At 71.7% G+C, this 24,425-nt stretch carries 21 protein-coding genes; 11 read left to right on the top strand and 10 right to left on the bottom strand.

Translation table 11 applies throughout. The features are described 5' to 3' along the window. Positions 1-202: 202 nt before the first annotated feature. Complete coding sequence (locus tag QA861_RS08390; protein ID WP_334587578.1) at positions 203-1,045, bottom strand: (2Fe-2S)-binding protein; 843 nt, start codon at positions 1,043-1,045, stop codon at positions 203-205. A gap of 248 nt (positions 1,046-1,293) precedes the next feature. Here QA861_RS08390 and QA861_RS08385 point away from each other — a divergent pair, with 248 nt between their 5' ends. Next, on the top strand, positions 1,294-2,211 hold the full coding sequence (locus tag QA861_RS08385; RefSeq protein WP_334587577.1) for a GntR family transcriptional regulator: 918 nt from the start codon (positions 1,294-1,296) through the stop codon (positions 2,209-2,211). 84 nt (positions 2,212-2,295) lie between these two features. On the opposite strand, the gene QA861_RS08380 is transcribed toward QA861_RS08385, so the two are convergent. Together QA861_RS08380 and QA861_RS08375 are read right to left on the bottom strand one after the other, a co-directional pair. Beyond that, positions 2,296-3,069: a hypothetical protein gene (locus tag QA861_RS08380; protein ID WP_334587576.1), complete on the bottom strand. Its 774-nt coding sequence runs from the start codon at positions 3,067-3,069 to the stop codon at positions 2,296-2,298. Positions 3,070-3,273: 204 nt separating this feature from the next. Beyond that, on the bottom strand, positions 3,274-4,956 hold the full coding sequence (locus tag QA861_RS08375) for a PucR family transcriptional regulator (RefSeq protein WP_334587575.1): 1,683 nt from the start codon (positions 4,954-4,956) through the stop codon (positions 3,274-3,276). A 262-nt stretch (positions 4,957-5,218) separates the two neighbouring features. On the opposite strand from QA861_RS08375, the gene QA861_RS08370 reads away from it, so the two are divergent. From QA861_RS08370 to QA861_RS08350, 5 genes are all read left to right on the top strand, one after another. Continuing rightward, positions 5,219-6,109 carry an FAD binding domain-containing protein gene (locus QA861_RS08370; RefSeq protein WP_334587574.1) on the top strand — a complete coding sequence of 297 codons (891 nt, stop codon included), beginning with the start codon at positions 5,219-5,221 and terminating at the stop codon, positions 6,107-6,109. Further along, positions 6,109-6,711: a (2Fe-2S)-binding protein gene (locus tag QA861_RS08365; RefSeq protein ID WP_334587573.1), complete on the top strand. Its 603-nt coding sequence runs from the start codon at positions 6,109-6,111 to the stop codon at positions 6,709-6,711. Before QA861_RS08370 ends, QA861_RS08365 begins: the two co-directional genes overlap by 1 nt. Before the next feature lies 1 nt (position 6,712). Continuing rightward, a complete protein-coding gene (locus QA861_RS08360; RefSeq protein WP_334587572.1) occupies positions 6,713-9,112 on the top strand; it encodes a xanthine dehydrogenase family protein molybdopterin-binding subunit in 2,400 nt (799 codons plus the stop codon). Positions 9,113-9,314: 202 nt separating this feature from the next. Then, positions 9,315-10,751 carry an NCS2 family permease gene (locus QA861_RS08355; RefSeq protein ID WP_334587571.1) on the top strand — a complete coding sequence of 479 codons (1,437 nt, stop codon included), beginning with the start codon at positions 9,315-9,317 and terminating at the stop codon, positions 10,749-10,751. Between the two features lie 47 nt (positions 10,752-10,798). Next, positions 10,799-11,956, top strand: coding sequence for an XdhC family protein (locus QA861_RS08350; protein ID WP_334587570.1), 1,158 nt, complete (start codon positions 10,799-10,801; stop codon positions 11,954-11,956). A 36-nt stretch (positions 11,957-11,992) separates the two neighbouring features. Here QA861_RS08350 and QA861_RS08345 read toward each other — a convergent pair whose 3' ends face one another. After that, positions 11,993-12,163 carry a hypothetical protein gene (locus QA861_RS08345; protein WP_334587569.1) on the bottom strand — a complete coding sequence of 57 codons (171 nt, stop codon included), beginning with the start codon at positions 12,161-12,163 and terminating at the stop codon, positions 11,993-11,995. Between the two features lie 202 nt (positions 12,164-12,365). Continuing rightward, a complete protein-coding gene (locus QA861_RS08340) occupies positions 12,366-12,806 on the bottom strand; it encodes an SRPBCC family protein (RefSeq protein ID WP_334587568.1) in 441 nt (146 codons plus the stop codon). Between the two features lie 226 nt (positions 12,807-13,032). On the opposite strand from QA861_RS08340, the gene QA861_RS08335 reads away from it, so the two are divergent. The 5 genes from QA861_RS08335 (at position 13,033) to QA861_RS08315 (ending at position 18,206) form a co-directional block, all read left to right on the top strand. Next, complete coding sequence (locus QA861_RS08335; protein WP_334587567.1) at positions 13,033-14,304, top strand: cytochrome P450; 1,272 nt, start codon at positions 13,033-13,035, stop codon at positions 14,302-14,304. 104 nt (positions 14,305-14,408) lie between these two features. Next, positions 14,409-15,767 (top strand): ABC transporter substrate-binding protein, encoded by a 1,359-nt coding sequence (locus QA861_RS08330; RefSeq protein WP_334587566.1) that lies wholly within the window; start codon positions 14,409-14,411, stop codon positions 15,765-15,767. After that, entirely contained in the window at positions 15,764-16,708 is a 945-nt protein-coding gene (locus tag QA861_RS08325) for a carbohydrate ABC transporter permease (protein ID WP_334587565.1), read from the top strand. Before QA861_RS08330 ends, QA861_RS08325 begins: the two co-directional genes overlap by 4 nt. Continuing rightward, positions 16,705-17,577 (top strand): carbohydrate ABC transporter permease, encoded by an 873-nt coding sequence (locus tag QA861_RS08320; RefSeq protein WP_334587564.1) that lies wholly within the window; start codon positions 16,705-16,707, stop codon positions 17,575-17,577. Before QA861_RS08325 ends, QA861_RS08320 begins: the two co-directional genes overlap by 4 nt. Before the next feature lie 5 nt (positions 17,578-17,582). Beyond that, positions 17,583-18,206, top strand: coding sequence for a hypothetical protein (locus QA861_RS08315; protein ID WP_334587563.1), 624 nt, complete (start codon positions 17,583-17,585; stop codon positions 18,204-18,206). Positions 18,207-18,687: 481 nt separating this feature from the next. Here the strand turns inward: QA861_RS08315 and QA861_RS08310 are convergent, their stop codons facing one another. From QA861_RS08310 to QA861_RS08290, 5 genes are all read right to left on the bottom strand, one after another. Then, on the bottom strand, positions 18,688-19,632 hold the full coding sequence (locus tag QA861_RS08310; protein WP_334587562.1) for a sugar phosphate isomerase/epimerase family protein: 945 nt from the start codon (positions 19,630-19,632) through the stop codon (positions 18,688-18,690). Next, complete coding sequence (locus QA861_RS08305) at positions 19,629-20,237, bottom strand: nucleoside deaminase (RefSeq protein ID WP_334587561.1); 609 nt, start codon at positions 20,235-20,237, stop codon at positions 19,629-19,631. The genes QA861_RS08310 and QA861_RS08305 overlap by 4 nt, the downstream gene beginning before the upstream one ends. A 51-nt stretch (positions 20,238-20,288) precedes the next feature. Beyond that, positions 20,289-21,794, bottom strand: a complete 1,506-nt coding sequence (locus QA861_RS08300; protein WP_334587560.1) for a GMC oxidoreductase — start codon at positions 21,792-21,794, stop codon at positions 20,289-20,291. Positions 21,795-21,873: 79 nt separating this feature from the next. Beyond that, positions 21,874-23,004 carry an ROK family transcriptional regulator gene (locus QA861_RS08295; protein WP_334590491.1) on the bottom strand — a complete coding sequence of 377 codons (1,131 nt, stop codon included), beginning with the start codon at positions 23,002-23,004 and terminating at the stop codon, positions 21,874-21,876. 17 nt (positions 23,005-23,021) lie between these two features. Continuing rightward, the gene (locus tag QA861_RS08290) at positions 23,022-24,425 is read right to left on the bottom strand and encodes a carboxylesterase family protein (RefSeq protein ID WP_334587559.1); all 1,404 of its coding nucleotides are present in this window, start codon (positions 24,423-24,425) and stop codon (positions 23,022-23,024) included.

The following is a 24,425-nucleotide window of genomic DNA, read 5'->3' as shown; positions in this document are numbered from 1 at the left end:
CTCGAACTGCCGCTTGAGGGGCGGGAGTTGAGTTCGAATAAGACTACCCGTACGGGTGGTTCCACGGAAAGTTCCTGCGGAAAGTGAGGAACTTGTGAAGTGCCCGTAACCATGGGGAGCCTGAGACGAACGTGATCTTACGGCGGGATCCTACGGCACGCCCCGCGGGCCCCACGGGGAGGGGTCCGTCGCTGAGGGTGTCTCAACTCGCGGCGGCGGCCTTCAGCTTGGCGATGCGGTCGTTCTCGCAGGTGCGGGGGCAGTTGTCGCACGTCTCGTCCGGGCGGATCGTGTAGAAGAAGCAGCAACTGGCCCGGTCCCGGGTGGGCAGCGTGGCACCGTCCGGCCCGGTCACCTCCCGGAAGCCCGCCGAGCCGACGAACGGCCGGGTCGAGCCCGGCAGCAGCAGCTCCAGTTCGCGCCGCGCGCGGTCCGCCTCGCCGACGACCTGTCCTATGTAGTGCAGGCCCTCCACGACGTCGTCGGTCACCACGCTCCACAGGGCCCGCCCGCGCCGCCGCATCCGTGGCCCGAAACCGCCGAGCAGGGGCTCCAGGTGTTCGGTGAGCGCCGCCCGCACCTCCCCGCGCAGCGCCTCCTCGTCTCCGACCACCCGGGCCCCGGGCTGGACCGCCGCCGGGTCGTCGGGCAGACAGGCGAAGGCGCCGGTGCGGACGCTGAAGCGCCCGTCGGTGCGGTGGTAGGAGACGTCCTCCACGGGCAGCCGGGGCACCCGGCGGTGCAGGAACCACGGCACGGTGATCAGCAGACACGCCGTCCACGCGTACCGGTGCAGTCCGAAACCGGCCACGACGTCCGGGCGGCCCCGCTCCCCGTAGTCCCGCAGCACCTGCTCGTCGTCCCAGTCGAGGAAGGAGTCGAGGTCGCCGTCGCCGGCCGCGAGCCCGGCGGCCCGCACCCATCCGGCGCCGCGCGGATGCGCCTGCCCGGGATCCAGCTCGGTGACGGCCGCGGCCGGGTAGACCTCGGCGAGCCGGTCGTACGCGTCCGCGAGGGCGGACCGGGTCTGGATGGGAGCGGACATGCCGGGACCACCGCATCTCGATAGCTCGCTCGAAGATCAAAGGTAAGCCTTACCTTACCCGTCATGCCCGTGATGTGATCCGGATTCGGCACCGGATCCGGCCTGGATCCCGGCCGGATCCGAACCTGGACCCGAATCGGGATTTGAACTGACGGAATGTGCGCCTATGGTGCTTGACGGGCGAGTAACAACCCGCCGCAATGACCCCATGTGCCGTCAAGGTGCCATCTAGCCCGGAGGAGGCCCCCGTGCAGCACGCCGGCCCACAGGGCGCGCACGGCTCGCCCGAGACAGGGGCCCCGGTCTCACACCCGGGCGCCGTACGCGTTCCTCCGCAGCTCACGGCGGCGGACGTGGACCGCGGGTGGGGTTTCGGGGCGAGCGGTCCGACGGCTCGTGACACCGCGAGCGCGGGTGCGGCGGCCGACGGTGCCCGGGGTGAGCACACGCACAGTGAGCAGCCGATCCCGGTGCCTCGCCCGGAACGGTCCCACCCCGACCGGTCCCGCCCCGCGCAGACACCTCCGGCCCGGACACGGCCCGTCGTCCAGCGGTCCTCCGTGCGCGGGCAGATCCTCGACGCGCTGCGCACCGCGCTCGTCGGAGGCGAGCTGGCGCCCGGTGAGGTGTACTCGGCCCCCGCGCTGGGCGACCGGTTCGGGGTGTCCGCGACACCGGTCCGCGAGGCGATGCAGCAGCTCGCGTTGGAGGGCGCCGTCGAGGTCGTCCCCAACCGGGGCTTCCGCGTCGTGGAACGCGGCGCCCGCGAGCTGGCGGAGCTGGCCGAGATCCGCGCCCTGCTCGAACTCCCGGTCCTGCTCCGCCTGTCCCGCACGGTCCCCGCCGAACGCTGGACGGAACTGCGCCCACTCGCCGAGGCGACGGCCCGAGCGGCGTCCACCGGCTGCCGGGCCACCTACGCGGAGACCGACCGCGCCTTCCACCGGGCGGTCCTGTCCCTCGCCGGCAACACCCAACTCGTCCAGCTCGCCGACGACCTCCACCGCCGCGCCCAATGGCCCCTGGTGGACACGAAGGCCGACACGAGCCGAGCAGCCCTCATGGCAGACGCGGACGATCACATGGCTCTACTGGACGCCTTGGAGGCGAGAGACGCGGCAGTGGTCCAGTCTCTGGTACGGGAACACGTAACAGGCGCTCACTGAACCAACGGCAGGGGCGCGGGGAACTGCGCGACAAGCCACGGCGCACTCGGCACTCAACCGAACCACCCCACCCGGTTGGCGCGGTCACGCAGACGCCGCCGGCGGAGCCAACTGCCGCGCCAGCCAGGTAGGTACACCCCCGAGCAACCGGAACAACCGCCCCGCCTCCGCCCGCAACCGCGAAGCCTCCGGCTCGGACTCCGCATCGGCGAGCGACGCCAACGCGGGCGCCGTCCCCACCAGATACCCCAACTCCTCCCGAATCCGCAGCGATTCACTGAACCCGTGTCGCGCCTCCGCCAACTCCCCCTCGCGCAGGGCGAGTCCGGCCAGATGACGCCAAGTGAACGACAGCAGCAGCGGATCGGCGTGCGCGGTGGCCCCCGCGTGCGCGCGCCGGTACGCGGCCCGCGCCGCCTGCGGAGAACGCGCGAGGTTCTCGGCCAGCAGCCCCCGCCGGAAGTCCAGCACCGCCCGCCCCGACGCCCCCGGCGGGATCAACGCCGCCGCCCGGCCCAGCGCGGCCCGCGCCTCGTCGGCGCGGTCCCGTACGCCGAGGAGGGTCGACGCGTACGCCAACTGCCCACGCTCGCATGCCGCCGCGCCCCGCTCGTCGTCGCTCTGGGCCACCGCCTCCGCCGTACGCAGCGCGTCCTCGGCCTCCCCCCAACCCTGCTCGGTGTAGAGGCACCGCTCCACCAAGAGCGCCGCCCGCTGGAGCGAGGCGTCGGCCGTGCCGGGGTCAAGCAGCGCCGCCGCATCCGCCCAGCAGGCGCGTGAGCGCAGCCGCCATACCGCGGTCTGGAGTGGATCGTCACCAGAAGTCGTTCCGGAACCAGACATGGCGGTATGCGCCACGTTGCCCTCCCCGAGCACGCCATCGAGCCTGTTGAGTGTGGCGGCATCTCAGCACGAATCCCGGTGCCGGGCCAAGGGGGTAGGTGAAAGAATTCACAAAGTCGGGGAAGATTGCGTGCCCCGGTTGCCGCGCGGCCGGTGTCACCCGGCGTGCGTCAGGACCGCACGCCCCGCACCCCGGGGTGTCCGGTGGGGCCCGTCGTGTCAACTCATCCGCAGTGCCAGGAAGAAGTCCAGCTTGTCCTCCAGGCGGGAGAGTTCACGGCCCGTCAACTGCTCGATCCGCCCCACCCGGTACCGCAGCGTGTTCACATGCAGATGCAGCCGGGCCGCGCACCGCGTCCACGAGCCGTCGCACTCCAGGAACGCCTCCAGCGTCGGGATCAACTCGGCCCGGTGGCGCCGGTCGTAGTCCCGCAGGGGGTCCAGGAGCCGGGCAGTGAAGGCGCGGCGGACGTCGTCCGGGACGAACGGGAGCAGCAGCACATGCGAGGCCAGCTCCTGATGGCCCGCCGCACACACCCGGCCCGGACGCGCCCCGGCCACCCGGCGGGCGTGCCGTGCCTCCTCCAGCGCCCCGCGCAGCCCCTCCGCCGAATGGACGGTCGCGCTGACCCCGATCGTGAGCCGCCCGTTGTCGTCCAGACCCGCCGACAGCGGGTCCCGTACGGCGGCGAGCAGCTCCTCGGCCAGGATCCCCGCCTCCGAACCGTCGTGCTCGGACGACACCGCAGGCAGCGGAACGAGGGCGACCGCCTCGTCCCCCGTATGGGCCACGGCGATCCGGTCGGAGTGCTCCGGGCCCGTCAGCAGCGGGTCGACAAGGATTTCCTCCAGCAAAGCCTGGGCCACCGGGCCGCCCTCGATCTCACCGCCGGCCCAGTCCACGCGGGCCACGACGACCTGCCAGTGCGGGGCCGCGCCGAGGCCGGGCAGCAGCACCGGCGCGGCGACCCGCAACCGGGCCGCGATCTCGGCGGGCGCCGCGCCCGACTGCACCAGCTCCAGGACCTCCTGCGCGAGCCGCCGCCGTACCGTGTGCGCCGCGTCGCGCCGGTCGCGCTCGACCGCGATCAGCTGGGTGACGCCCTGGAGCAGATCGAGCCGCTCCGCCGGCCAGTCCCCGGCGTCCGCCTCGACGGCGAGCAGCCACTCGGACAGCAGGGTCTCGCGCATGTCCCGCGAACCGCCCTGATCGGCGGCGGTACGGCTGTTGCCGCGCACGGGGAAGAGGGAGTACGCCGTGCCGCCCACCGCCACCCGGTGCGGTCCGCGTCTGCCGGTGCGGGCCGCCGCCAGGTGCTCGGCCGCCAGCGTCGCGCACACGTCGGGCGCCGGGGCGGGGCCGGAGACCTTCGAGCCCGCGATGAGACGGCCGGCGGGGGACAGAACCCAGGCGCGCAGGTCGAGGTCGGAGCCGAGCAGGTCCAGGACGACGTCGGGGCCGCCGCCCGCCGGACCGGAGGTCATCATCCGCCGGTGCCGGTCCACGACCGCCGCCAGATCGCCGGCCCGCTCCCCGGACACCTGCCGCACGACATGCTCGGTGATCGAAGCGAACGCCACCGACTCGTGCACCGCGAACAGCGGCAGCCGGTGCCGGGCACAGGCCGTGATCAGGTCGTCCGGGATGTTCCCCAGCTCGGCCTCACCGGCGGCCAGCGCCGCGACCCCGGCCCCCGTCAGGAGCCGTACGAACGCCTCGGAGTCCGCCGGGTCCCGGCGCCACGCCAGGCCGGTGAGCACCAGCTCGCCGCCCGAGAGGTAGCGGCTGGGGTCCCTGAGGTCGGTGGTCATCACCCCTCGTACGGCGCGGTCCAGCTCGTCCTCGCCGCCGAGCAGCGTGAGGCCCAGCGCGTCCGTGTCCAGCAGTGCGCGCAGCCGCATTCTCGTCGCCGCCGTTCTGTCCGAGAGCCGCGCTTTCGCGCCTGCGCGGCGATCACTGTTTCCAGGGAAAATCGGAGAGGTTACCGATGGCCCCTGTTCATACGAATCTACAAGACGATTGCCCTGGCCAGCCAACTCCTTCATGGTTTCCGTGACTGACCCCGGTGGAGCACAGCCCTGTGTACTGGCCTCACCGCACGTGAACAGCGCATGAACGAGCCATTGGCACCCACGTACGCGACGAAGAGGAAAAGAGCCGGTCATGGACTTCCTTCGCCCCGCCAGCTGGGAGGAGGCGCTCGCCGCGAAGGCCGAGCACCCCACCGCTGTGCCTCTCGCGGGCGGCACCGACGTGATGGTCGAGATCAACTTCGACCACCGCCGGCCCGAGTACCTCCTCGACCTGACCCGTATCGGAGATCTGTACGAGTGGGAGACCGGCGAGCGGAGCGTGCGGCTCGGCGCCTCCGTTCCGTACACCCGGATCATGGAGAACCTGCGCGCCGAGCTGCCGGGCCTGGCCCTCGCCTCGCACACGGTCGCCTCCCCGCAGATCCGCAACCGAGGAGGCGTCGGCGGCAACCTCGGCACCGCCTCCCCGGCCGGTGACGCCCACCCGGCGCTCCTCGCCGCCGGGGCCGAGGTCGAGGCCGAGTCCGTCCGGGGGACCCGGCTGATCCCGATCGACGACTTCTACACAGGTGTGAAGCGCAACGCCCTCGCCCCCGACGAGCTGATCCGCGCCGTCCACATCAAGAAGGCGGACGGGCCCCAGCAGTACTCCAAGGTGGGCACCCGCAACGCCATGGTCATCGCGGTCTGCGCCTTCGGGCTCGCGCTGCACCCCGAATCCCGGACCGTCCGTACGGGGATCGGTTCGGCGGCGCCCACACCCGTCCGGGCCAAGACGGCCGAGGAGTTCCTGAACGCGGCGCTCGAAGAGGGCGGCTTCTGGGACAACGGGAAGATCATCACGCCGTCGGTCGCCAAGCAGTTCGCCGCACTGTGTGCGGGCGCCTGCAACCCCATCGACGACGTCCGGGGCACCGCGAGCTACCGCCGCCACGCGGTCGGCGTGATGGCCCGGCGCACGCTGACGTGGACCTGGGAGTCGTACCGCGGCACCGCCGCCCACACGGAGGGAGTCGCGTAATGCGCGTCAGTTTCACGGTCAACGGACGGCCTCAGGAGGCCGACGACGTGTGGGAGGGCGAGTCCCTGCTCTACGTCCTGCGGGAGCGGCTCGGCCTGCCGGGCTCCAAGAACGCCTGCGAACAGGGCGAGTGCGGATCGTGCACCGTCCGCCTCGACGGCGTACCGGTGTGCTCGTGCCTCGTCGCTGCGGGGCAGGTGGAAGGGCGCGAGGTCGTCACGGTCGAAGGGCTCGCCGACCACGCCAAACAGCGTGCGGCGCACGGCAGTTGCGGAACGGGCGCCTGCGGTACGTCACTTGACGCGGCCAGGCAGTGGCAGCCCAAGGGCGCGACCGCCTCACCGGCCACCGACTCCCAGACCGGTGAGGGCACCGAACTCGCCCCCATCCAGCAGGCGTTCATCGACGCCGGAGCCGTCCAGTGCGGCTTCTGCACGCCCGGTCTGCTGGTCGCCGCCGACGAGATGCTGGAGCAGAACCCCAACCCGACCGACGCGGACATCCGCGAGGCGCTGTCGGGCAACCTGTGCCGCTGCACGGGCTACGAGAAGATCATGGACGCGGTCCGGCTGGCGGCGGCCCGACAGGGAGAGGCGGTCTGACATGCCCGGCAAGAACGCGCCCCTCGGGACCCCCACCAAGGTCACCCAGGGCTCGAAGACCAAGGGCGGCATCGGCGAGTCCACGCTCCGCCCCGACGGCACCCTCAAGGTCACCGGCGAGTTCGCGTACTCCTCCGACATGTGGCACGAGGACATGCTCTGGGGCCAGATCCTGCGCTCCACGGTCGCGCACGCCGAGATCGTCTCCATCGACACGGGCGAGGCCCTCGCGCTGCCCGGCGTCTACGCCGTCATGACGTACGACGACCTGCCGACCGACGTGCGGAACTACGGCCTGGAGGTCCAGGACACCCCGGTCCTCGCCCACGGCAGGGTTCGCCACCACGGCGAACCCGTCGCCATCGTCGCCGCCGACCACCCGGAGACCGCGCGCCGCGCCGCGGCCAAGATCAAGGTCGAGTACCGCGAACTGCCGGTCGTCACCGACGAGGCATCCGCGACCGCGCCGGACGCGATCCTCATCCACGAGGACCGCACCGACCGCCACTTCGCCCACGTCGACCACCCGAACATCGTCCACGGCCAGCCGATCGTCCGCGGCGACGTCGAGGCCGCCCGCGCCCGCGCCGACTTCATCGTCACCGGCGAGTACACCTTCGGCATGCAGGACCAGGCGTTCCTGGGCCCGGAGTCGGGCCTCGCGGTCCCCGGGGAGGACGGCGGCGTCGACCTGTACATCGCCACCCAGTGGCTGCACTCCGACCTGCGCCAGATCGCGCCCGTTCTCGGCCTGCCCGAGGACAAGGTCCGGATGACACTGTCCGGTGTCGGCGGCGCGTTCGGCGGACGCGAGGACCTGTCGATGCAGATCCACGCCTGTCTGCTCGCCCTGCGCACCGGCAAACCGGTGAAGATCGTCTACAACCGCTTCGAGTCCTTCTTCGGCCACGTCCACCGGCACCCCGCGAAGCTCACCTACGAGCACGGGGCCACCAAGGACGGCAAGCTGACCCACCTGAAGGCACGGATCGTCCTCGACGGCGGCGCGTACGCCTCCACCTCCCCGGCGGTCGTCGGCAACGCGGCCTCGCTCGGCGCCGGCCCGTACGTCGTCGACGACGTGGAGATCGACTGCATCGCCCTCTACACCAACAACCCGCCCTGCGGCGCGATGCGCGGCTTCGGCGCGGTCCAGGCCTGCTTCGCCTACGAGGCCCAGATGGACAAGCTCGCCGACGCGGTGGGCATGGACCGGGTCGAGTTCCGCCGCCTCAACGCCATGGAACAGGGCACCCTGCTGCCCACCGGACAGGCCGTCGACTCCCCGGCCCCCGTCGCCGAACTCCTGCGCCGCGTCAAGGCGATGCCCCTTCCGCCGGAGCAGCAGTGGCTGACGGCGGGCGAGGCGGCGGACGTACGCCAGCTGCCGGGCGGCCTCTCCAACACCACCCACGGCGAGGGCGTGGTCCGGGGCATCGGCTACGCGGTCGGCATCAAGAACGTCGGCTTCTCCGAGGGCTTCGACGACTACTCGACCGCCCGGGTACGGATGGAGGTGGTCGGCGGTGAGCCGGTGGCCACGGTCCACACGGCCATGGCGGAGGTGGGTCAGGGCGGGGTCACCGTCCACGCCCAGATCGCGCGCACCGAGCTGGGCGTCACCCAGGTGACGATCCAGCCCGCCGACACCCGGGTCGGCTCGGCCGGTTCGACCTCGGCCTCCCGGCAGACGTACGTCACCGGTGGCGCCGTCAAGAACTCGTGCGAGCTGGTCCGCGAGAAGGTCCTGGACGCCGGGCGCCGCAAGTTCGGTTCCTACCACCCCGCCTGGGCCACGGCCGAGCTGCTGCTGGAGGGCGGCAAGGTCGTCACGGACGCCGGTGAGGTCCTCGCCGGCCTGGTCGACGTCCTGGGCGAGGAGTCCGTCGAGGTCGAGGCGGAGTGGCGGCACCGGCCGACCGAACCCTTCGACCTGCGCACCGGGCAGGGCTTCGGACACGTCCAGTACTCGTTCGCCGCGCACCGGGCGGTCGTCGAGGTCGACACCGAACTGGGCCTGGTGAAGGTCATCGAGCTGGCCTGCGCCCAGGACGTCGGCAAGGCGCTCAACCCGCTGTCGGTCGTCGGCCAGATCCAGGGCGGCACCACCCAGGGGCTGGGCATCGCGGTGATGGAGGAGATCATCGTCGACCCCAAGACGGCCAAGGTACGCAACCCGTCCTTCACGGACTACCTGATCCCCACCATCCTCGACACCCCGACCATCCCGGTCGACGTCCTCGAACTGGCCGACGACCACGCCCCGTACGGCCTCCGAGGCATCGGCGAGGCACCGACCCTGTCATCAACTCCGGCCGTCCTGGCGGCTATCCGCAACGCGACGGGCCTCGACCTCACGAAGACACCGGTACGCCCGGAACACCTCACGGGCACGGCGTAGTCGGACCGGTGACCAGTTCCCCGCGGGCCGAAAAGCACGGGGCGCAGCCCCGGCTTTTCAGGGGCGCGGGGAACTGCGCGACCGGCCCCCACCCACCCACCCGCGCCCGACAACGCACCCCGCAAGCACCCCCCGTTCGCCTCGGGCCGTCCCCCGGGTCGTGCACCTTCCCAATCCCCTATGAACCTTGGGAGACGGCACCGTGACCCAGCAGTCGGTACGGCCAAGGCCCATCGAGGCGCCCCCAGGCGCCCGATCCCCCCTCGACCGCTACTTCCACATCACCGCCCGCGACTCCACCCTCGCCCGAGAGATACGCGGCGGCATCACCACCTTCATGGCGATGGCGTACATCCTGCTTCTCAACCCGCTGATCCTCTCCGGCAAGGACGCCGCCGGAAACACCCTCGGCCAGCAGGCACTGATCACCGCCACCGCCTTCGCGGCAGCCCTCACCACGCTCCTCATGGGCTTCCTCGGCAAGGTCCCGCTCGCGCTCGCGGCCGGCCTGTCCGTGTCCGGCGTCCTGTCCTCGCAGGTGGCGCCCGCCATGACCTGGCCGCAGGCGATGGGCATGTGCGTGCTGTACGGCGTCGTCATCATGCTGCTGGTCGTCACCGGCCTCCGCGAGATGATCATGAACGCGATCCCGCTGGCGCTGAAGCACGCGATCACCATGGGCATCGGTCTGTTCGTCGCGCTGATCGGCCTGGTGAAGGCCGGCTTCGTCCACCAGGGCGTCGCGACCCCGCTCTCCCTCGGTCCGGACGGCGAACTCGCGGGCTGGCCCGTCCTGTTGTTCGCCGCGACCCTCCTCCTCATCTTCATGCTGCAGGCCAGAGGCGTGCCCGGCGCCATCCTCATCGGCATCGTCAGCGGTACCGTGCTCGCCGTCGTGCTCAACGCGGCGGACGTCATCGACCCGAAGCAATGGGCGAGCGGTGCACCGGAGTTGCACGGCAGCGCGGTGTCGATGCCGGACTTCTCGCTCTTCGGGGACGTCGAGTTCGGCGGCTGGGGGCAGGCCGGCGCGATGACGGTCGGCGTGATCGTGTTCACCCTCGTCCTCGCCGGTTTCTTCGACGCGATGGCGACGATCATCGGCGTCGGCACGGAGGCCGGACTCGCCGACGACAAGGGCCGGATGCCGGGCCTGTCCAAGGCGCTGTTCATCGACGGCGCGGGCGGGGCGATCGGCGGTGTCGCCGGCGCGTCGGGCCAGACGGTGTTCGTGGAGTCGGCGACCGGCGTGGGGGAGGGTGCCCGCACCGGCCTGTCCTCCGTCGTCACCGGCCTGTTCTTCGCGGCCTGTCTGTTCTTCACACCGCTGACGGCGATCGTGCCCGGGGAGGTCGCGGCGGCGGCCCTGGTGGTGATCGGCGCGATGATGATGTCGAACGCCCGGCACGTCGACTGGGCCGACCGCGCCACCGCCGTCCCGGTCTTCCTGACCGTCGTGATCATGCCGTTCACGTACTCGATCACGGCGGGTGTCGCGGCCGGCGTGATCTCGTACGTCGCCATCAAGATCGCGCAGGGCAGCGCACGGGAGATCGGTGCGTTCATGTGGGCCCTGACAGGCATCTTCTTCGTCTATTTCGCCCTCAATCCTCTTGAGGGCTGGCTGGGCGTGCACTAGCCGAGCCCCGCAAGCCCTTCCGCCCGACTGTCGTCAAGGAGACCGAGATGCTGGACATCGCCGAAGAACTGCACCGGTGGGTCGAGCAGGGACGTGACTTCGCCGTGGCCACCGTGGTGGCCGTGAGCGGCAGCGCGCCCCGCCGGCCCGGCGCCGCCCTGGCGGTGGACGCCGACGGCACGGCGATCGGCTCGGTCTCCGGCGGCTGTGTGGAGGGCGCGGTGTACGAGCTGTGCCAACAGGCCCTGGTGGACGGCGAATCGGTCCTCGAACGCTTCGGGTACAGCGACGACGACGCCTTCGCCGTGGGTCTGACCTGCGGCGGCGTCATCGACATCCTGGTGACGCCGGTGCGGGCGTCGGCGCCCGTCCGTTCCGTGTTCGCGTCGGCGCTGGCCGCCGCCGCGAAGGGGCAGGCGGCGGCCGTGGCGCGGATCGTCTCCGGCCCGGGAGAGCTGCTGGGCCGGGCCCTGCTCGTCGGCCCGGACGGCTCGTACGAGGGCGGCTTCGGCGGGCATCCCGAGCTGGACCGTACGGTGGCCGCCGAGGCGCGCGCCCAGCTCGACGCGGGCCGCACCGGCACCCTGGAGATCGGAGAGCGGGGCTCTCGTTGCGGAGCACCGCTCACGGTTCTGGTCGAGTCGTCGGTGCCGCCGCCCCGGATGATCGTGTTCGGCGCGATCGACTTCGCGTCCGCGCTGGCCCGCATGGGCAAGTTCCTCGGCTACCACGTGACGGTGTGCGACGCCCGCCCGGTGTTCGCGACGCGCGCCCGTTTCCCCGAGGCGGACGAGATCGTCGTCGAGTGGCCGCACCGCTACCTGGAACGGACGGCCGTGGACGCCCGTACGGCCCTGTGTGTCCTCACCCACGACGCCAAGTTCGACGTACCCCTGCTCCAGCTCGCACTGCGGCTTCCCGTGGCCTACGTCGGCGCGATGGGCTCCCGCCAAACCCACCTGGACCGCAATGAGCGACTGCGCGAAGTCGGCGTCACCGAGCTGGAGTTGGCACGCCTCAGGTCGCCGATCGGACTGGACCTGGGCGCTCGTACGCCCGAGGAGACCGCCTTGTCCATCGTGTCGGAGATCGTCGCCGACCGGCGTGGCGGCAGCGGGGTCTCGCTGACGGGGGCGCACACGCCGATCCACCACGACGTCACCTCGGCGTCCGCACCGGTGGGGCGGATCGGGTCGGTGGCCTGACCGGCAGGTGACGTCAGGTCGACTTCAGGTCGTTCTTCAGGTCAACTTCGGTGGCGCGTATCCCAGTTGAACTCCCTGCGCGCCTTTGCGGGTCACCGGGTGCCGCGTCCGGGCGGGTACTCGTGGACGCTCGCCGGCCTTGAACGCGGCGGCGGAGAAGGCGCCGCCGGCCACCCGGACCGCGAGGTCGTGCCCGACTCCGGCCATCGACTCCTCGGGCGCGGCCTCCGTCCCGCGTTCGACCCGGAGGAAACCGAGGGTGCGCAGATCGCCGTACAGACCACGGACCTGACGGTGAGTCTGCTCCCAGTGGCGCCTGGACCCGAGTCGAACTGAAGCTCCAGCCGCACGCTCTCTCCTTCCCCCGGCCGGCCGTACCGCCGGCACCCGGAGTCGACCGAAACGTCCGTCACCCCGTCCTCAGCAGCCGGTTCACCGCCCGCCCGAAGACATACCGCGAGGCACCCTCCAGCGGGCGGTCGAGCAGCGACGGCAGCAGGCGTACGCGCAACTCCTCGCGCCAGATCACCCGCGAGCGGCCCCCCGGGCCCGGGCTCACCTCGATCTCCGCCCAGCCCAGGACGACCCGGCCGCGTTTCTCCAGGCGGCACAGTCCCGGGGTGTCGTCCGTCGGGGGACGCCAGACGGTGACCTCCATCCGGTCGTCGAAGGCGAGGGGACCGATCCCCGAGCGGGCGACGAACACCGTGCCCTCGTGGGTCGGCGGGGCGGTGAGCACCGTGACGCGGGTCAGGGGGACCACGGAGGCGTGGCGGGGCCACGCCGTGAGCCGGCTCCAGGCCTCGTCGAGGGGGAGCGGCACCGTACGTTCGAGGAGGAAGTTGACCACCCCACGATCGTAGGGAACCCGACGGTGCCGCACGGTGCGTTCCGGGATCGTGCGGTCCGTGTCGGTCCAGGACACACACGGGGTTGACGGATGGCGCGCCGGAGCGGGACCGGCAGGCCAGGGGTGAGGCTGTGGCCCGACGGCCGCTTCCGCCTCCGCGCGGTGTACGACACCATGGGCGCGACCTCGTGACCCGTGATCCGCACCCCCGGCCGGAGGGCACCGCGTGGACCGTCAACCGCACGACAGACTCGACGAGTTGCAGAGCGACCCCTATCCGCACTACACCCGCGCCCACGCCGCCGAAGGGCTGACCTTCGTCGCCGAACTCGATGCCTGGCTGGTCGCCCGGGACGCAGACGTACGCGAAGTGCTCCGTCGCGACCAGGACTTCTCCTCGGCCGGTGCGCTGCGCCCCGACGTCATGCCGGCGCCCGCCGCGCTCGGCGTGCTGGGCGGCGGCTTCGGCGGGCGGCCAGTCGTCGTCGGCGCGGACGGCACCCGGCACCAGGAGCTGCGCGCACCCATCGTCAAGGGCCTCTCGCCCGCCCGGGTCGCCGGCGTCGTGCCGTACGCCGCCGAGCGTGCCGCCGCCCTGGTCGACGCGTTCGTGCACGGTGACCGGGGTGAGGCCGGTGAACACAGGGGCGGACGCGTGGAGTTGATGTCCGCGTACGCCCGCCGACTACCCGGAGAGGTCATCGGCAGGATCGTCGGACTCGACCCCGCCGATGTCTCGGCCGTCGTGCACGGCGGGTACCGAGCCGAGGAACTCCTCTTCCGGCCCCTCTTGGAGGACGAGCAGACCGCCGCCGCCCAGGACGTCGTCGCCACGCAGCACATCCTCGACCGGTACGCCCGCGCCCGGCACGCCGAACCCCGCGAGGACCTCTGCACGGAGATCGTCGCCTCCGTCACCACCCCCGGCGACAGCGAAGCCGACGACGACAGTGGCGAACTCACCCTCGACCAGCGCCACGAGGCCGTGTCCCACCTCCAGAACCTGCTGATCGCCGGACATCTCACCACCACCGCGCTCATCGGCACGACGGTTCTCCATCTACTCCGGCATCCCGCCCAGTGGGAGCTGCTGTGCGCGGAACCCGACCGCATCCCGGCCGCCGTGGAGGAGGCCGCCCGGTACGACACCGCGCTCCAGGGATTCCGCCGCGTCACCACCCGCCCGGTCACTCTCGCGGGCACCGAACTCCCCGCCGGAGCCACGCTGTTCGTCGCCTTCGGCGCCGCCAACCGGGACGGCGAGCGGCACCCCCGCGCGGACGAGTTCGACATCACCCGCAGCCCGGTACGTCACCTCGCCTTCGGTCTCGGCGCCCACGCCTGCCCCGGCTCCCAGCTCGCCCGCGAGCAACTCCGGCTCACCCTGGAGGAGTTGACCAGCCGCCTGCCGGGGCTGCGACTGGCCGAGGGCCACCCGGTCACCATGCGCCCGACGATGATCCACCGCTCTCCTCGGGACCTCCATCTGACGTGGTGATCGGTGCATGATCGGTGCACGGGTCTTGTTCTGACATCCGGACCTTCCCTAGGGTCGACTTCGAGGGGGTGGAAGCGCTTTCTAGCGAAAGAGGTGACCCACTCATGCCCGGAAACCGGACGAGGACCAGAACAGGGAAGAAGTCCCGGACGGGGAAGAAGCCCAGGCGGTCACGGAAGGCGGCTGCGGCCGTCGCCACGGGGCTCGCCGTCGCCCTCTGTGCCGCACTCACCGCCTGCTTGGGCCCGGACGGTTCGACGAGCGCGGGCGGCAAGGTCGTCCTGCGGTACACCTGGTGGGGCAACCCGGACCGGGCGGCCAGGACCCAGGCGGCGGTCGACCTCTTCGAGAAGAAGCATCCGGACGTCGACGTCCAGACCTCGTTCGCCGGTTACGACGCCTACAAGCAGAAGCTGGCGACCCAGGCGGCCGGCGGGGACGCCCCCGACGTCATGCAGCTCGACTACCGGATGATCGACCAGTACGCCTCCGGCGGTGTCCTCCTCGACCTCGGCACACAGCGAACCACTCTCAGGACAGGGGAGTTCGAGCCCGGACTGCTCGCCACCGGCAAACTGAACGGCAAGCAGTACGCCGTCCCGCAGGGACGCGGCACCGAGGCCGTCGTCCACGACCCCACCCAGTGGAAGGAAGCGGGTCTGGAGCCGCCCGCCGACGCCTCGGCCGGCGGCTGGACCTGGGACCAATGGGCCGACGCCATGCGGGTGCTGAAGAAGAAGACCGGCAAACCCGGCGGCACCGACCCCGGGCAGAGCGAGGACGCCTTCGAGGTCTGGCTGCGCGGCCAGGGCAGGTCCCTCTACACCGAGGGCCATGAACTCGGCTTTACCGTCGATGACTTGACCCGCTGGTGGACGTTCACCGACGGACTGCGCCGCGAAGGCGTCGTCTCGCCGGCCGAGCAGACCACCCAGCTCGACGGCTCGGTGGAGAACACCCCGCTCGGCCGCGGCAAGGCCCTGTCCGACATGAACTGGGACGCTCCGGCCAGCGGTTACCTCGCTCTGATCCCGGACGGCATCGCTCTCGCCCCCATGCCGTCGGGCCCGGACGGCACCCCCGGCCAGTACTTCAAGCCCTCCATGTTCATGGGCGTCGCCGCCGACACCGGCAGCCCCGAACAGGCCGCGCTCCTCGTCGACTTCATGCTCAACGACCGCGAGGCCGCGGCGATTCTCGGCGCGACCCGGGGCATCCCCGTCAACGAGTCGATCCGCGAGGAACTCGCCCCGAAGCTGAAGGACTTCGACAAGACGATCTACGCCTACCAGGCCACCCTCGAAGGAAAGCTCGCCACCCCGCCCCAGGCACCCCCTTCTGGTGACAGCGCCCTGCAGACCACCTTCCAGCGCGACTACGACCAGGTGTCGTACGAGCGGATGTCGCCGCGCGAGGCGGCCCAGGACTACGTCACCGAGGCGAAGGCGGAGCTGCGGTCATGACCACCACCGAGACACCGGCCCCCGCCCGCACCGCGCAGGCCACCCCCGAACAGCGGCCGAAACGACAACGCGAGGGCGCCGCCTGGGTGTTCCTGTCCCCCTGGGTGCTGGGTGCCTGCGTCCTCACCCTGCTCCCCATGGCGGTGTCGCTCTACCTCTCCTTCACCGACTACGACATGTTCAACTCGCCGAACTGGGTGGGCCTGCGCAACTACACGCAGATGTTCACCGAGGACCCGCGCTACTGGCGGTCGGTCGTCGCGACCCTCACCTACGTCGTCATCGCGGTCCCGCTCCAGCTGGGACTCGCCCTCGTCGTCGCCCTCGCCCTGAAGAACATGAAACGCGGCCGGGCCTTCTACCGCTCCGCTTTCTACGCCCCCTCCCTCCTGGGCGCCTCGATGTCCGTCGCCCTCGTCTGGCGGGCGCTGTTCAACGACGGCGGCACCGTCGACAACCTCTTCGGCACCGGCGGCTGGATCTTCCGGCCCGGCTGGGCCCTCGTCACCGTGGCCCTGCTGACCGTGTGGCAGTTCGGTGCCCCGATGGTCATCTTCCTCGCCGGACTCCAGCAGATCCCGGGGGAGTTGTACGAGGCGGCCGAGGTGGACAGCGCGAGCCGGTGGCGTCAGTTCCGCTCCATCACCGTACCGATGCTGTCCCCGGTGATCTTCTTCAACCTGGTCCTCCAGACGATCCAGGCGTTCCAGGTCTTCACCCCCGCCTTCGCGGTGAGCGGCGGCAAGGGCGGCCCGGCCGACTCGACCCTCTTCTACACCCTCTACCTGTACGACCGGGGCTTCGTCGCCTCCCACATGGGCTACGCGTCCGCCATGGCCTGGGTGCTCCTGCTCGTCATCGGCGCCGTCACCGCCATACTCTTCCGGACCTCGCGCTCCTGGGTCTTCTACGCCTCCGACACCGAAGGGGGCGTCCGATGACGACCACCGCGACCCCGACTCCCGTCGGGCGCAAGCCCGTTGCCCGGCGGCGGATCGCCCTCCACATTGCCTGTCTGGCCGCGCTGCTCGTCATGCTGTACCCGCTGGCCTGGCTGCTCGCGACCTCCCTCAAGCCCGCGAACGAGGTCATCGCCAGCCTCGACCTGCTGCCCAGCCACCTGGAATGGTCCAACTACAAGACAGCCCTCGACGGCGTGAACGACGTCTCCGTCTGGCGCCTGCTCACCAACTCCCTGCTGATCGCGGGCGGCGCCGTCCTCGGCAACGTCATCAGCTGCTCCCTGGCGGCCTACGCCTTCGCGCGGCTGCGCTTCCGCTTCCGGGGCCCGCTCTTCGCGTTCATGATCGCGACGATCATGCTGCCGCACCACGCGGTACTGATCCCGCAGTACATCATCTTCAACCAGCTCGGCATGGTGAACACCTACTGGCCGCTGATCCTGCCCAAGTTCCTCGCCACGGAGGCGTTCTTCGTCTTCCTGATCGTGCAGTTCATGCGCGGACTGCCGAGAGAACTGGAGGAGGCGGCACGCATCGACGGCTGCGGCCCGTTCCGCTCCTTCTTCCTGGTGATCCTCCCGCTCACCCGCCCCGCGCTGATCACCACCGCCATCTTCACCTTCATCTGGACCTGGAACGACTTCTTCACCCAGCTGATCTACCTCTTCTCGCCGGACAAGTTCACCCTCACCCTGGCGCTCCGCTCGTTCGTGGACGCGTCCAGCACCTCCGCCTTCGGCCCGATGTTCGCCATGTCGGTGATCGCGCTGCTGCCGATCGTGCTGTTCTTCCTCGCCTTCCAGCGGTTCCTGGTGGAGGGCATGGCCAACTCCGGGATCAAGGGGTGAGCGGGATGCGGACCACCAGGGAAGCGGGCGAGATCTTCGGCCCGCGCATGACCCTCTTCGCGGATGTCCTGAGCATCGGACTCGCCACGGCGGTGGCGAGCCTGCCGCTGCTGACCGCCCCCGCCGCGCTCTCCACGGCCTGCGAGATCCTGCGCGGCACCCGGGAGGACCGCCCGGCCACCGCCGGACGCTACTTCCGACTCCTGCGACAGCGGCTGCGCACCGGCGACCTGGCCGCCGGCCTCGCCGCCGTGGCGGGAGTCCTGCTGCTGCTCGCCGATCTGGCACTCGCCCGCACCGGCCTGCCCGGCGGCGGGGTCTTCGCGGCCGTCGCCGCCGCGATCGGCGCGTACGCGGCCGTGACCGGCCTGCGCGCCTGCGGACGCCCGGAGTCGCTCACCAACTGGCCGGCCGCCGTGGGCGCGGCGGCCCGGCAGGCCGTCCGGGACCTGGGCGGCAGCGCCCTGGTCCTGCTGGCGCTGGCGACGGCCGCGCTGTGCGCGTGGATGCTGCCGCCGCTCGCGTTCCTGGCCCCGGGCCCGTTGGCGATGGCGCTCACGGCGATCGACGTACGGGGGCATCAGGACCGACGGGCGACAAGGGGAACGCGGCCTACCCGCTCAGGCTGAACGCTCCGCCGGAAGTGCCGTGCGGCGCCGTCGTTCGTCCACGGCGCCGAGGTTCCTGGTCGCACGGTTCCCCACGCCCCTTCGGGGAGCTGCCGAACCGTGGCGGAACGAGCTCGCCCGGCCCGGTGCGACCGTCCACGCCTCGCCCGGGTGCGGACGAACCGTGTCACCAGGCCTGTTCGTCGCCGTAACTCACTTCTGCTCCCGGGTGGTCGTCGACGGGGAGTTCGAGCGCGCCGACGGAATCACCGTGACCGGCGCGAGCTCCGTCGTGGAGAACCTGACCGTCCGCGACCACCTCGCCAACGGCCTCCTGTTCACCAGGGGTCGAAGACCGGGTTGTCCGGCAGGACGTAGCCCTCGGGGACCACGCGCCGGCGCGAGGCGGCGGTGCCTGGTGCTGCTCTGAACACTGTGTCCTCGTCTTGTGGAGCGAACACCCCCATCGAGCGGGAATAACGGCGGACACTCACGCGGCCGGTCACGCCCGGGCCCGCCGCGCGACGGCCACCCCCGCCCGCAGCGCCGCCACCGGGTCGGGCGCCTCGTCCAGTTCGATGAGCACCGTGTCTGCGCCGGGTGTCCGGGACATCGCGTCGGCCCAGCCCGGCCAGTCCACGATGCCCGTGCCCAGTTCGGCCATATAGGGCTGCTGCTGGGCGAAGACCGTTTCGTCGATGGTCAGTTCGACGTCGATCGGCCCGACCGCGTCCTTCCAGTGCGCCAGCGCGATCCGCTGTGCGTGCCGACGCGCGACGGCCACGGGGTCGCCGCCGCCGAGCGCGATGTGGCACGAGTCAGGGCACAGCCACACATGGCGCGGGTCCGTCAGCATCATGAACAGGTCGATGTCCCGCTCGTACCAGAGCGTGCTGTTGGACTCCGTGTGGAAGGCGAGCCGCACACCCAGTCGGCCGACCGCGTCACCGACCGCATGGGCGATGTCGGCCATCCGGGACATGTAGGCGACGTCCACGAAGAAGGGCGGACGCGTCCCGAACGTGGTCCGCATCGGCAGCCCGGTGACGAGGAGGTCCGCGCCGACGTCGGCGAGGAAGGCCGCGCGCCGCTCGGCGTCGGCGACGATCGCGGCCAGGTTGTCGCCGTGGCGCCAGTCGGGGGCGTCGCTCCCGGCGACGAAGGCGCTCACGACGCTCAGGCCCCGTGCCTCCAGTGCGCGCCGGAACGAGGGCGCGCTGCCGAAGGCGCGCAGGGCCGACTCGATGTCGCCGGGCGCGAAGGTCAGCTCGACGCCGGTGACACCGGCCTCGGCCAGTGCGTCCAGTATCCGCCCCCAGAAGTGCCCCGGGTCGGCGAGGGCGAACTCCCTTACGGCGTCCGGGGTTTCGAGTCCCCAGAACGCCGGGTGGTAGAAGGTGATGACGTCGGTGGCGAAGCGCGGTTCGGTGGCGGCCGGCGGAGTCACTCGGCACCCCCGCGCGCGTTGTAGACGACGACGTCATCGGCGTCGACGGCGGCCCGGTAGCTCCGGAACACGGCCAGCGCCTCTTCCCGCAGCACGTCCTGTACGACCTTGATGCCGCGCGACTCGAACTGCTCGGCCCAGTCCGTGCCGAGCGGGCCCTCGTCGAACGTGGTGATCTCCTCCAGCTGGGGTCCCTCGCCCGCGACCACGAGACCGCGCACGCCCGACCACATGGTCGCGCCGTAACACTGCACGCAGGGCCGCCAGTTGACGACCAGCTCGTGCGCCGCGAGGCCCTCGCCGCCCAGGTCCCAGCCGCCGACGGCTGTCTGGGCCAGCCCGAGCGCCACGACCTCGGCGTGCGCGCTGGAGACGCCGGAGGCCAGGACGACGTTCACCCCGACCGAGACGATCCGGCCGGTGTCCTGCTCGGCGACGAGAGCCGCGAACGGACCGCCGTTGCCCTCACGCCAGTTGCGATCCGCCAGGCGGTGCACGAGACGCATCCGGTCGTCGCGGTCGGGGACGACGGGGGGCACGTCGGCCAACTCGTCGTCGATCCAGGCCGGCAGCGCCACCCGGTATTCCTTCGCGATGTCGATCACGGTCCAACTCCCTTGCTGTGTACGAAGCTTGCTCAGTGCCCAGTGGTCAGGTCAGTTCCGGGCGACGGCCCGGGCCGCCCGTACGGCCGTCACCGCGCCCGTCAGCGTGACGTTGGCCGCCATCGGGGTGGGGATCACGCCGTTGCCGGCGAGGTACAGGTTGTCGAAACCCCACACCCTGCCGTCCGGGCCGCACACACTGGCCCCGTCGTCGGCGGCACCGCAGCGGACGGTGCCCGTGAGGTGCAGGGAGGAGCCGGGTGGCAGCAGCGCAGACTCGGTCGCCGGATCGAACGGGCCGAACTCCTCGGCGAGCGACCGGACTTCGGACAGCGCCCGGGTGATCAGTGCCCGGTCGGCAGCGGAGTACTCGAACCCGACGCCGATCCGGGGCAGTCCGGCGAGGTCGGTGTCCGACTCCGAGAACACGAGCCGGTTCTCGGGGCACGACTCCACGGGGACGTACAGCGCGAGGCCCACGGAGTGCGCGAGCGGTCGGGCGTCGTCGTCCACGTACGTCCGGTTCATGATCTGCCCGTGGAACGGCTGGAGGGCTCCGTTCCGCGGCAGCCAGAGCGAGTCCGTGCAGAACTCGCCGACGCGCGGGAGCGGCAGGGCGTCGAGGTCGATGCCGAACCGGTCGAGGTCGAGCAGCACCCGGGCGGTGACGAAGGCGTGCTCGTTGAGGTACCGGCCCAGCGCGTCCGGACGGATGCCTGAGGCGAACAGCAACTGCGGGGTGCGCAGCGCGTCGGCGCACACCACCACGGTGTCGGCGCGCAGTTCGGACTCGGCGCCGCCCACGACGCGCCGCAGCCGGGCGCCGGACACCCGGCCCTCCGTCACGAGGAGCGAGGTCACGAGCGTGCCGGTCACCAGGGTGAACGCGGGGTCCCCGGCTGTCGCGATCGCGGGGAAGATCGTCCCGGGGGCGGTGCGCGGCAGCGGGCCCGAGCCCGTCTCGGTGACCGCCATGGGCATGGGCTGCGGTCGCCGGTCGTGCGGTCCGGCGGCCTCGTAGCGCCGGCGCAGTACGTCGAGGACCAGGTCGCCGACCTCGGTCGGGCCGATCGGGGCGGGGGTGACGGCGAGTACCCGGCGGGCGGTGTCCAGATCGGCCGCCCAGCCGGCCGGGTCGCCGAAGTCGAACACCTCGTCCCCGGCGGGCCACGGTGTCGCGGCCGTCCAGTGCACGCCCATGCCGCCCGCGTTCCACGCGAGCGCCGTCGCGGGCATCGCCTCGGCGTCCTCGCCGAAGGCCAGCGCGTGGAACATGCCGGGCGGCAGCGCGTCGAGGCCGTCCGCCACCTCCCGCACCACCTCGGCGCCCGTGTACATGCCCTGGATACCGGTGGTGACCCGGTCGTTGTAGCGCTCCCACAAGACGGGGTCGTCGACGTCGTGCAGGTGCACACCGGGGGCCGTACCGATCGCTTCGCCGCCGTCGACCATCGTGATGCGCAGCGCCGGATCGGTCTCCCGCAGCAGTCGGGCCACGACCGCGCCCATGATGCCGCTGCCGACGACGAGAACATCGGTGTGGGGGGTGTCGGTCACAGTGAAGCTCCATGTCTTGTACCGCTGTTGATGTCTTGTACCCGCTCTCGATCCAGCGGCCCGGTGATCCCGGAGAGGGTCACACGCTCGGGACGAGCGGGCCGAACAGCTCGGTGTCCATGCGGTCGAGGGCCAGCTTGACGGCGCCGACCAGGGGCGCGTCACGGCCCAGGACCGTGGCCCGGAGTTCGACGGCCGGGGTGCGGGCACGGCGCAGCGCCGCGCGTACCCGGGGCAGCAGCACGTCCGCCGCGTCCTCCAGCCCGCCGCCGAGCACGATGAGGGACGGCGCGACGGTCCACGACAGGGTCGTGAGGATCGACGTCATGTGTTCCACGAGCTCGTCGACCTCGGCGAGGGCGGTGACGTCACCCTCGCGGGCCGCCTCGAACCGGGCGAGCGCGACCGCCCGCCGGTCCGGGTCCGGTGAGGTGAGCCATGCCACGGGACGGTTCTCGACCGAGTGGGCCGGTATAGAGGCCGCCTCGACGATCTCTCCGGCGGCGCCGTCGAGACCCCGGTGCACATCACCCCGGATGAGAATGCCAAGTCCGGTCCGGTTCCCGAGCAAGGCCCATACGACGTTGTCGTGGTCGCCGGCCGCACCCCGCCAACGCTCGGCGAGCGCACCGAGGTTGGAGTCGTTGTCCGCGAACCAGGGCACCCTGACACGCCGCGTGAGTTCGTCGGGCAGCCGCACGCCTTCCCACCGGGTCGTGTGCACCAGGCGCCGGACGACCCCGTCGTCGTCGATGGCGCCGCCGCTCGCGACCGCCCCGGCCCGTAGCCGGTCCACCGACCCGCCCGCGTCGTCGAGCGCCTCCCGCACCAGCGCCGCCATGTCGTCCAGCGTGGCCTGCGGATCCAGATAGGCGCGTAGCGGGCGGTGCGCCCGGCCGAGGATGCGGCCCCGGACGTCGGCGACCGCCGCCGACGCGTCCGAGGTGGTGAAGTGCACGGCCGCCAACAGGGCGTGTTCCGCCCGCAGTTCGTACCGCCGGGCGGGGCGCCCCGCACAGCCGCTGGTCGGCACCCGGGCCAGTTCCGTCACCCAGCCCGCCTCGACGAGCGAGTCCAGGACGATCTCGATGGTGCGGCGCGAGAGACCGGCCCGCTCGGCGAGCGCGGTCAGCGTCATCGGCTCGGCCGACACCGCCAACGTCCGCAGGATCACCGAGGTGTTGACGCGTCGGACGGCGCTCTGGTTCATGCCGTTCATTCCGGGCCTCAGCACGCCTCCTCCACCCCGGATTCCGCGCCGGCGACGGGATCGAAAACACCGGCGGTGTCGGCGACGAGGGCCGCGCCCGGGCGGCCGTACTCGCGCGCCGGATCACCGTGCCCGCCTCTCGCCCGCGCCCAGCCAGGCTCCCCGCCGTGGACGAAGCCGACCAGGTCGGCGTGCATCGCGGTGGCCAACTCGGCCGGTGGGTACGGTCCGAGCGCCTCCGCGCTGCCCGGCGCGTCGAGCAGGTCGAAGAAGAACGGGATGTCGACGCAGTGCGCGGCGCCGCCGAGCACGGGGGAGGGCCACTCGAAGGAGTACAGCCAGGTACCGGCGCCGGCCGCACGGCGCGCGGAGGCCACGCGGGGGCAGGCGGCCCGGAACAGGGTGTCCGTCACCCGGCTGCCGGCGGCGAGTTCCGCGAGGCTGTACGGGCTCGGGTGCTCGTCTCCCGGCGCGGCACCGCAGTCGAACTCGTCGCCTGTCGCACCGAGCAGCAGAGGTACGTCATGTCCGTGCGCGGCGAGCCCGTCGGCGACGGACACCGGCAGGACGTCGTCGCCGACGACCGGCCCCAACGGGAGTGCGGCGTCACCGAGTTCGTCCCGCAGGTCGAGAACGGCCCGCTGGAGCCGCTCCACGGTAAGGCCGCCGAACCCGGCCGGCGTCGGCGGCGCGTCGACCCGCGTCCCGAGCTGCTCGACGAACCGGCGGGCCGACTCCCGCTCCACTTCGAAGAGGCCGCCGGACAGACAGACCGCCCGCTGGAAGAGGCCGTTCGCGGCCGGCGACGAGAGCAGCGCGAGCACCGCCGCACCCCCGGCCGACTGGCCGGCGAGGGTGACCCGGTCCGGATCCCCGCCGAACGCGCCGATGTTCTCCCGGACCCAGTCGAGCGCGAGCAGAACATCGCGCAGCCCGAGGTTCGTGGGTACGTCGTCCAGCGGGGCGAATCCGTCGACGCCCAGCCGGTAGCCGACGGTGACGCAGACGACGCCGTCCCGGGCGAACGAACGGCCGTCGTACCACGGGCTCGCCGGGCTGCCCGCGAGGAAGGCGCCGCCGTGGATCCACACCAGGACCGGACAGGGGGACGCCTGTTCGACGGAGGGGGCGGGAGCGACGACGGAGAGGTTCAGGATGTCGTCGCCGGGCACCGAGGGCTCCGGCACCGTCGTCGTGGGAAACAGCGGCACGCGTTGCGAGGTGGGCCCGTGCCGGAAGGCGTCGAAGGGCTCCGGGAACCGGTCACGTCGGACCGGCGCCCCGAACCGCCTTGTGTCGGTGGGCGGTTGGGCGTACGGGATGCCGAGGAAGCGCTGTACGGCGCCGGTGCGACGGCCGACGACCGGACCGGCGGGGGTCTGGACGGTGACGGTGACAGCGGTGCCTTCGGGATGGTCCAT

It is taken from the genome of Streptomyces sp. B21-083, assembly GCF_036898825.1.
Taxonomy (GTDB): domain Bacteria; phylum Actinomycetota; class Actinomycetes; order Streptomycetales; family Streptomycetaceae; genus Streptomyces.
The sequence above is the reverse complement of the archived record's forward strand: the minus strand, read 5'-3'. Positions and strand labels throughout refer to the sequence as shown.

What these genes read in the sequence shown, in the direction of transcription:
- QA861_RS08390 (WP_334587578.1), bottom strand. Translation starts at nt 1,045, where the DNA reads ATGTCCGCTCCCATCCAGACCCGGTCCGCCCTCGCGGACGCGTACGAC.
- QA861_RS08375 (WP_334587575.1), bottom strand. Translation starts at nt 4,956, where the DNA reads ATGCGGCTGCGCGCACTGCTGGACACGGACGCGCTGGGCCTCACGCTG.
- QA861_RS08370 (WP_334587574.1), top strand. Translation starts at nt 5,219, where the DNA reads ATGGACTTCCTTCGCCCCGCCAGCTGGGAGGAGGCGCTCGCCGCGAAG.
- QA861_RS08365 (WP_334587573.1), top strand. Translation starts at nt 6,109, where the DNA reads ATGCGCGTCAGTTTCACGGTCAACGGACGGCCTCAGGAGGCCGACGAC.
- QA861_RS08360 (WP_334587572.1), top strand. Translation starts at nt 6,713, where the DNA reads ATGCCCGGCAAGAACGCGCCCCTCGGGACCCCCACCAAGGTCACCCAG.
- QA861_RS08350 (WP_334587570.1), top strand. Translation starts at nt 10,799, where the DNA reads ATGCTGGACATCGCCGAAGAACTGCACCGGTGGGTCGAGCAGGGACGT.
- QA861_RS08345 (WP_334587569.1), bottom strand. Translation starts at nt 12,163, where the DNA reads ATGGCCGGAGTCGGGCACGACCTCGCGGTCCGGGTGGCCGGCGGCGCC.
- QA861_RS08330 (WP_334587566.1), top strand. Translation starts at nt 14,409, where the DNA reads ATGCCCGGAAACCGGACGAGGACCAGAACAGGGAAGAAGTCCCGGACG.
- QA861_RS08325 (WP_334587565.1), top strand. Translation starts at nt 15,764, where the DNA reads ATGACCACCACCGAGACACCGGCCCCCGCCCGCACCGCGCAGGCCACC.
- QA861_RS08320 (WP_334587564.1), top strand. Translation starts at nt 16,705, where the DNA reads ATGACGACCACCGCGACCCCGACTCCCGTCGGGCGCAAGCCCGTTGCC.
- QA861_RS08315 (WP_334587563.1), top strand. Translation starts at nt 17,583, where the DNA reads ATGCGGACCACCAGGGAAGCGGGCGAGATCTTCGGCCCGCGCATGACC.
- QA861_RS08295 (WP_334590491.1), bottom strand. Translation starts at nt 23,004, where the DNA reads ATGAACCAGAGCGCCGTCCGACGCGTCAACACCTCGGTGATCCTGCGG.
- QA861_RS08290 (WP_334587559.1), bottom strand. Translation starts at nt 24,425, where the DNA reads ATGGACCATCCCGAAGGCACCGCTGTCACCGTCACCGTCCAGACCCCC.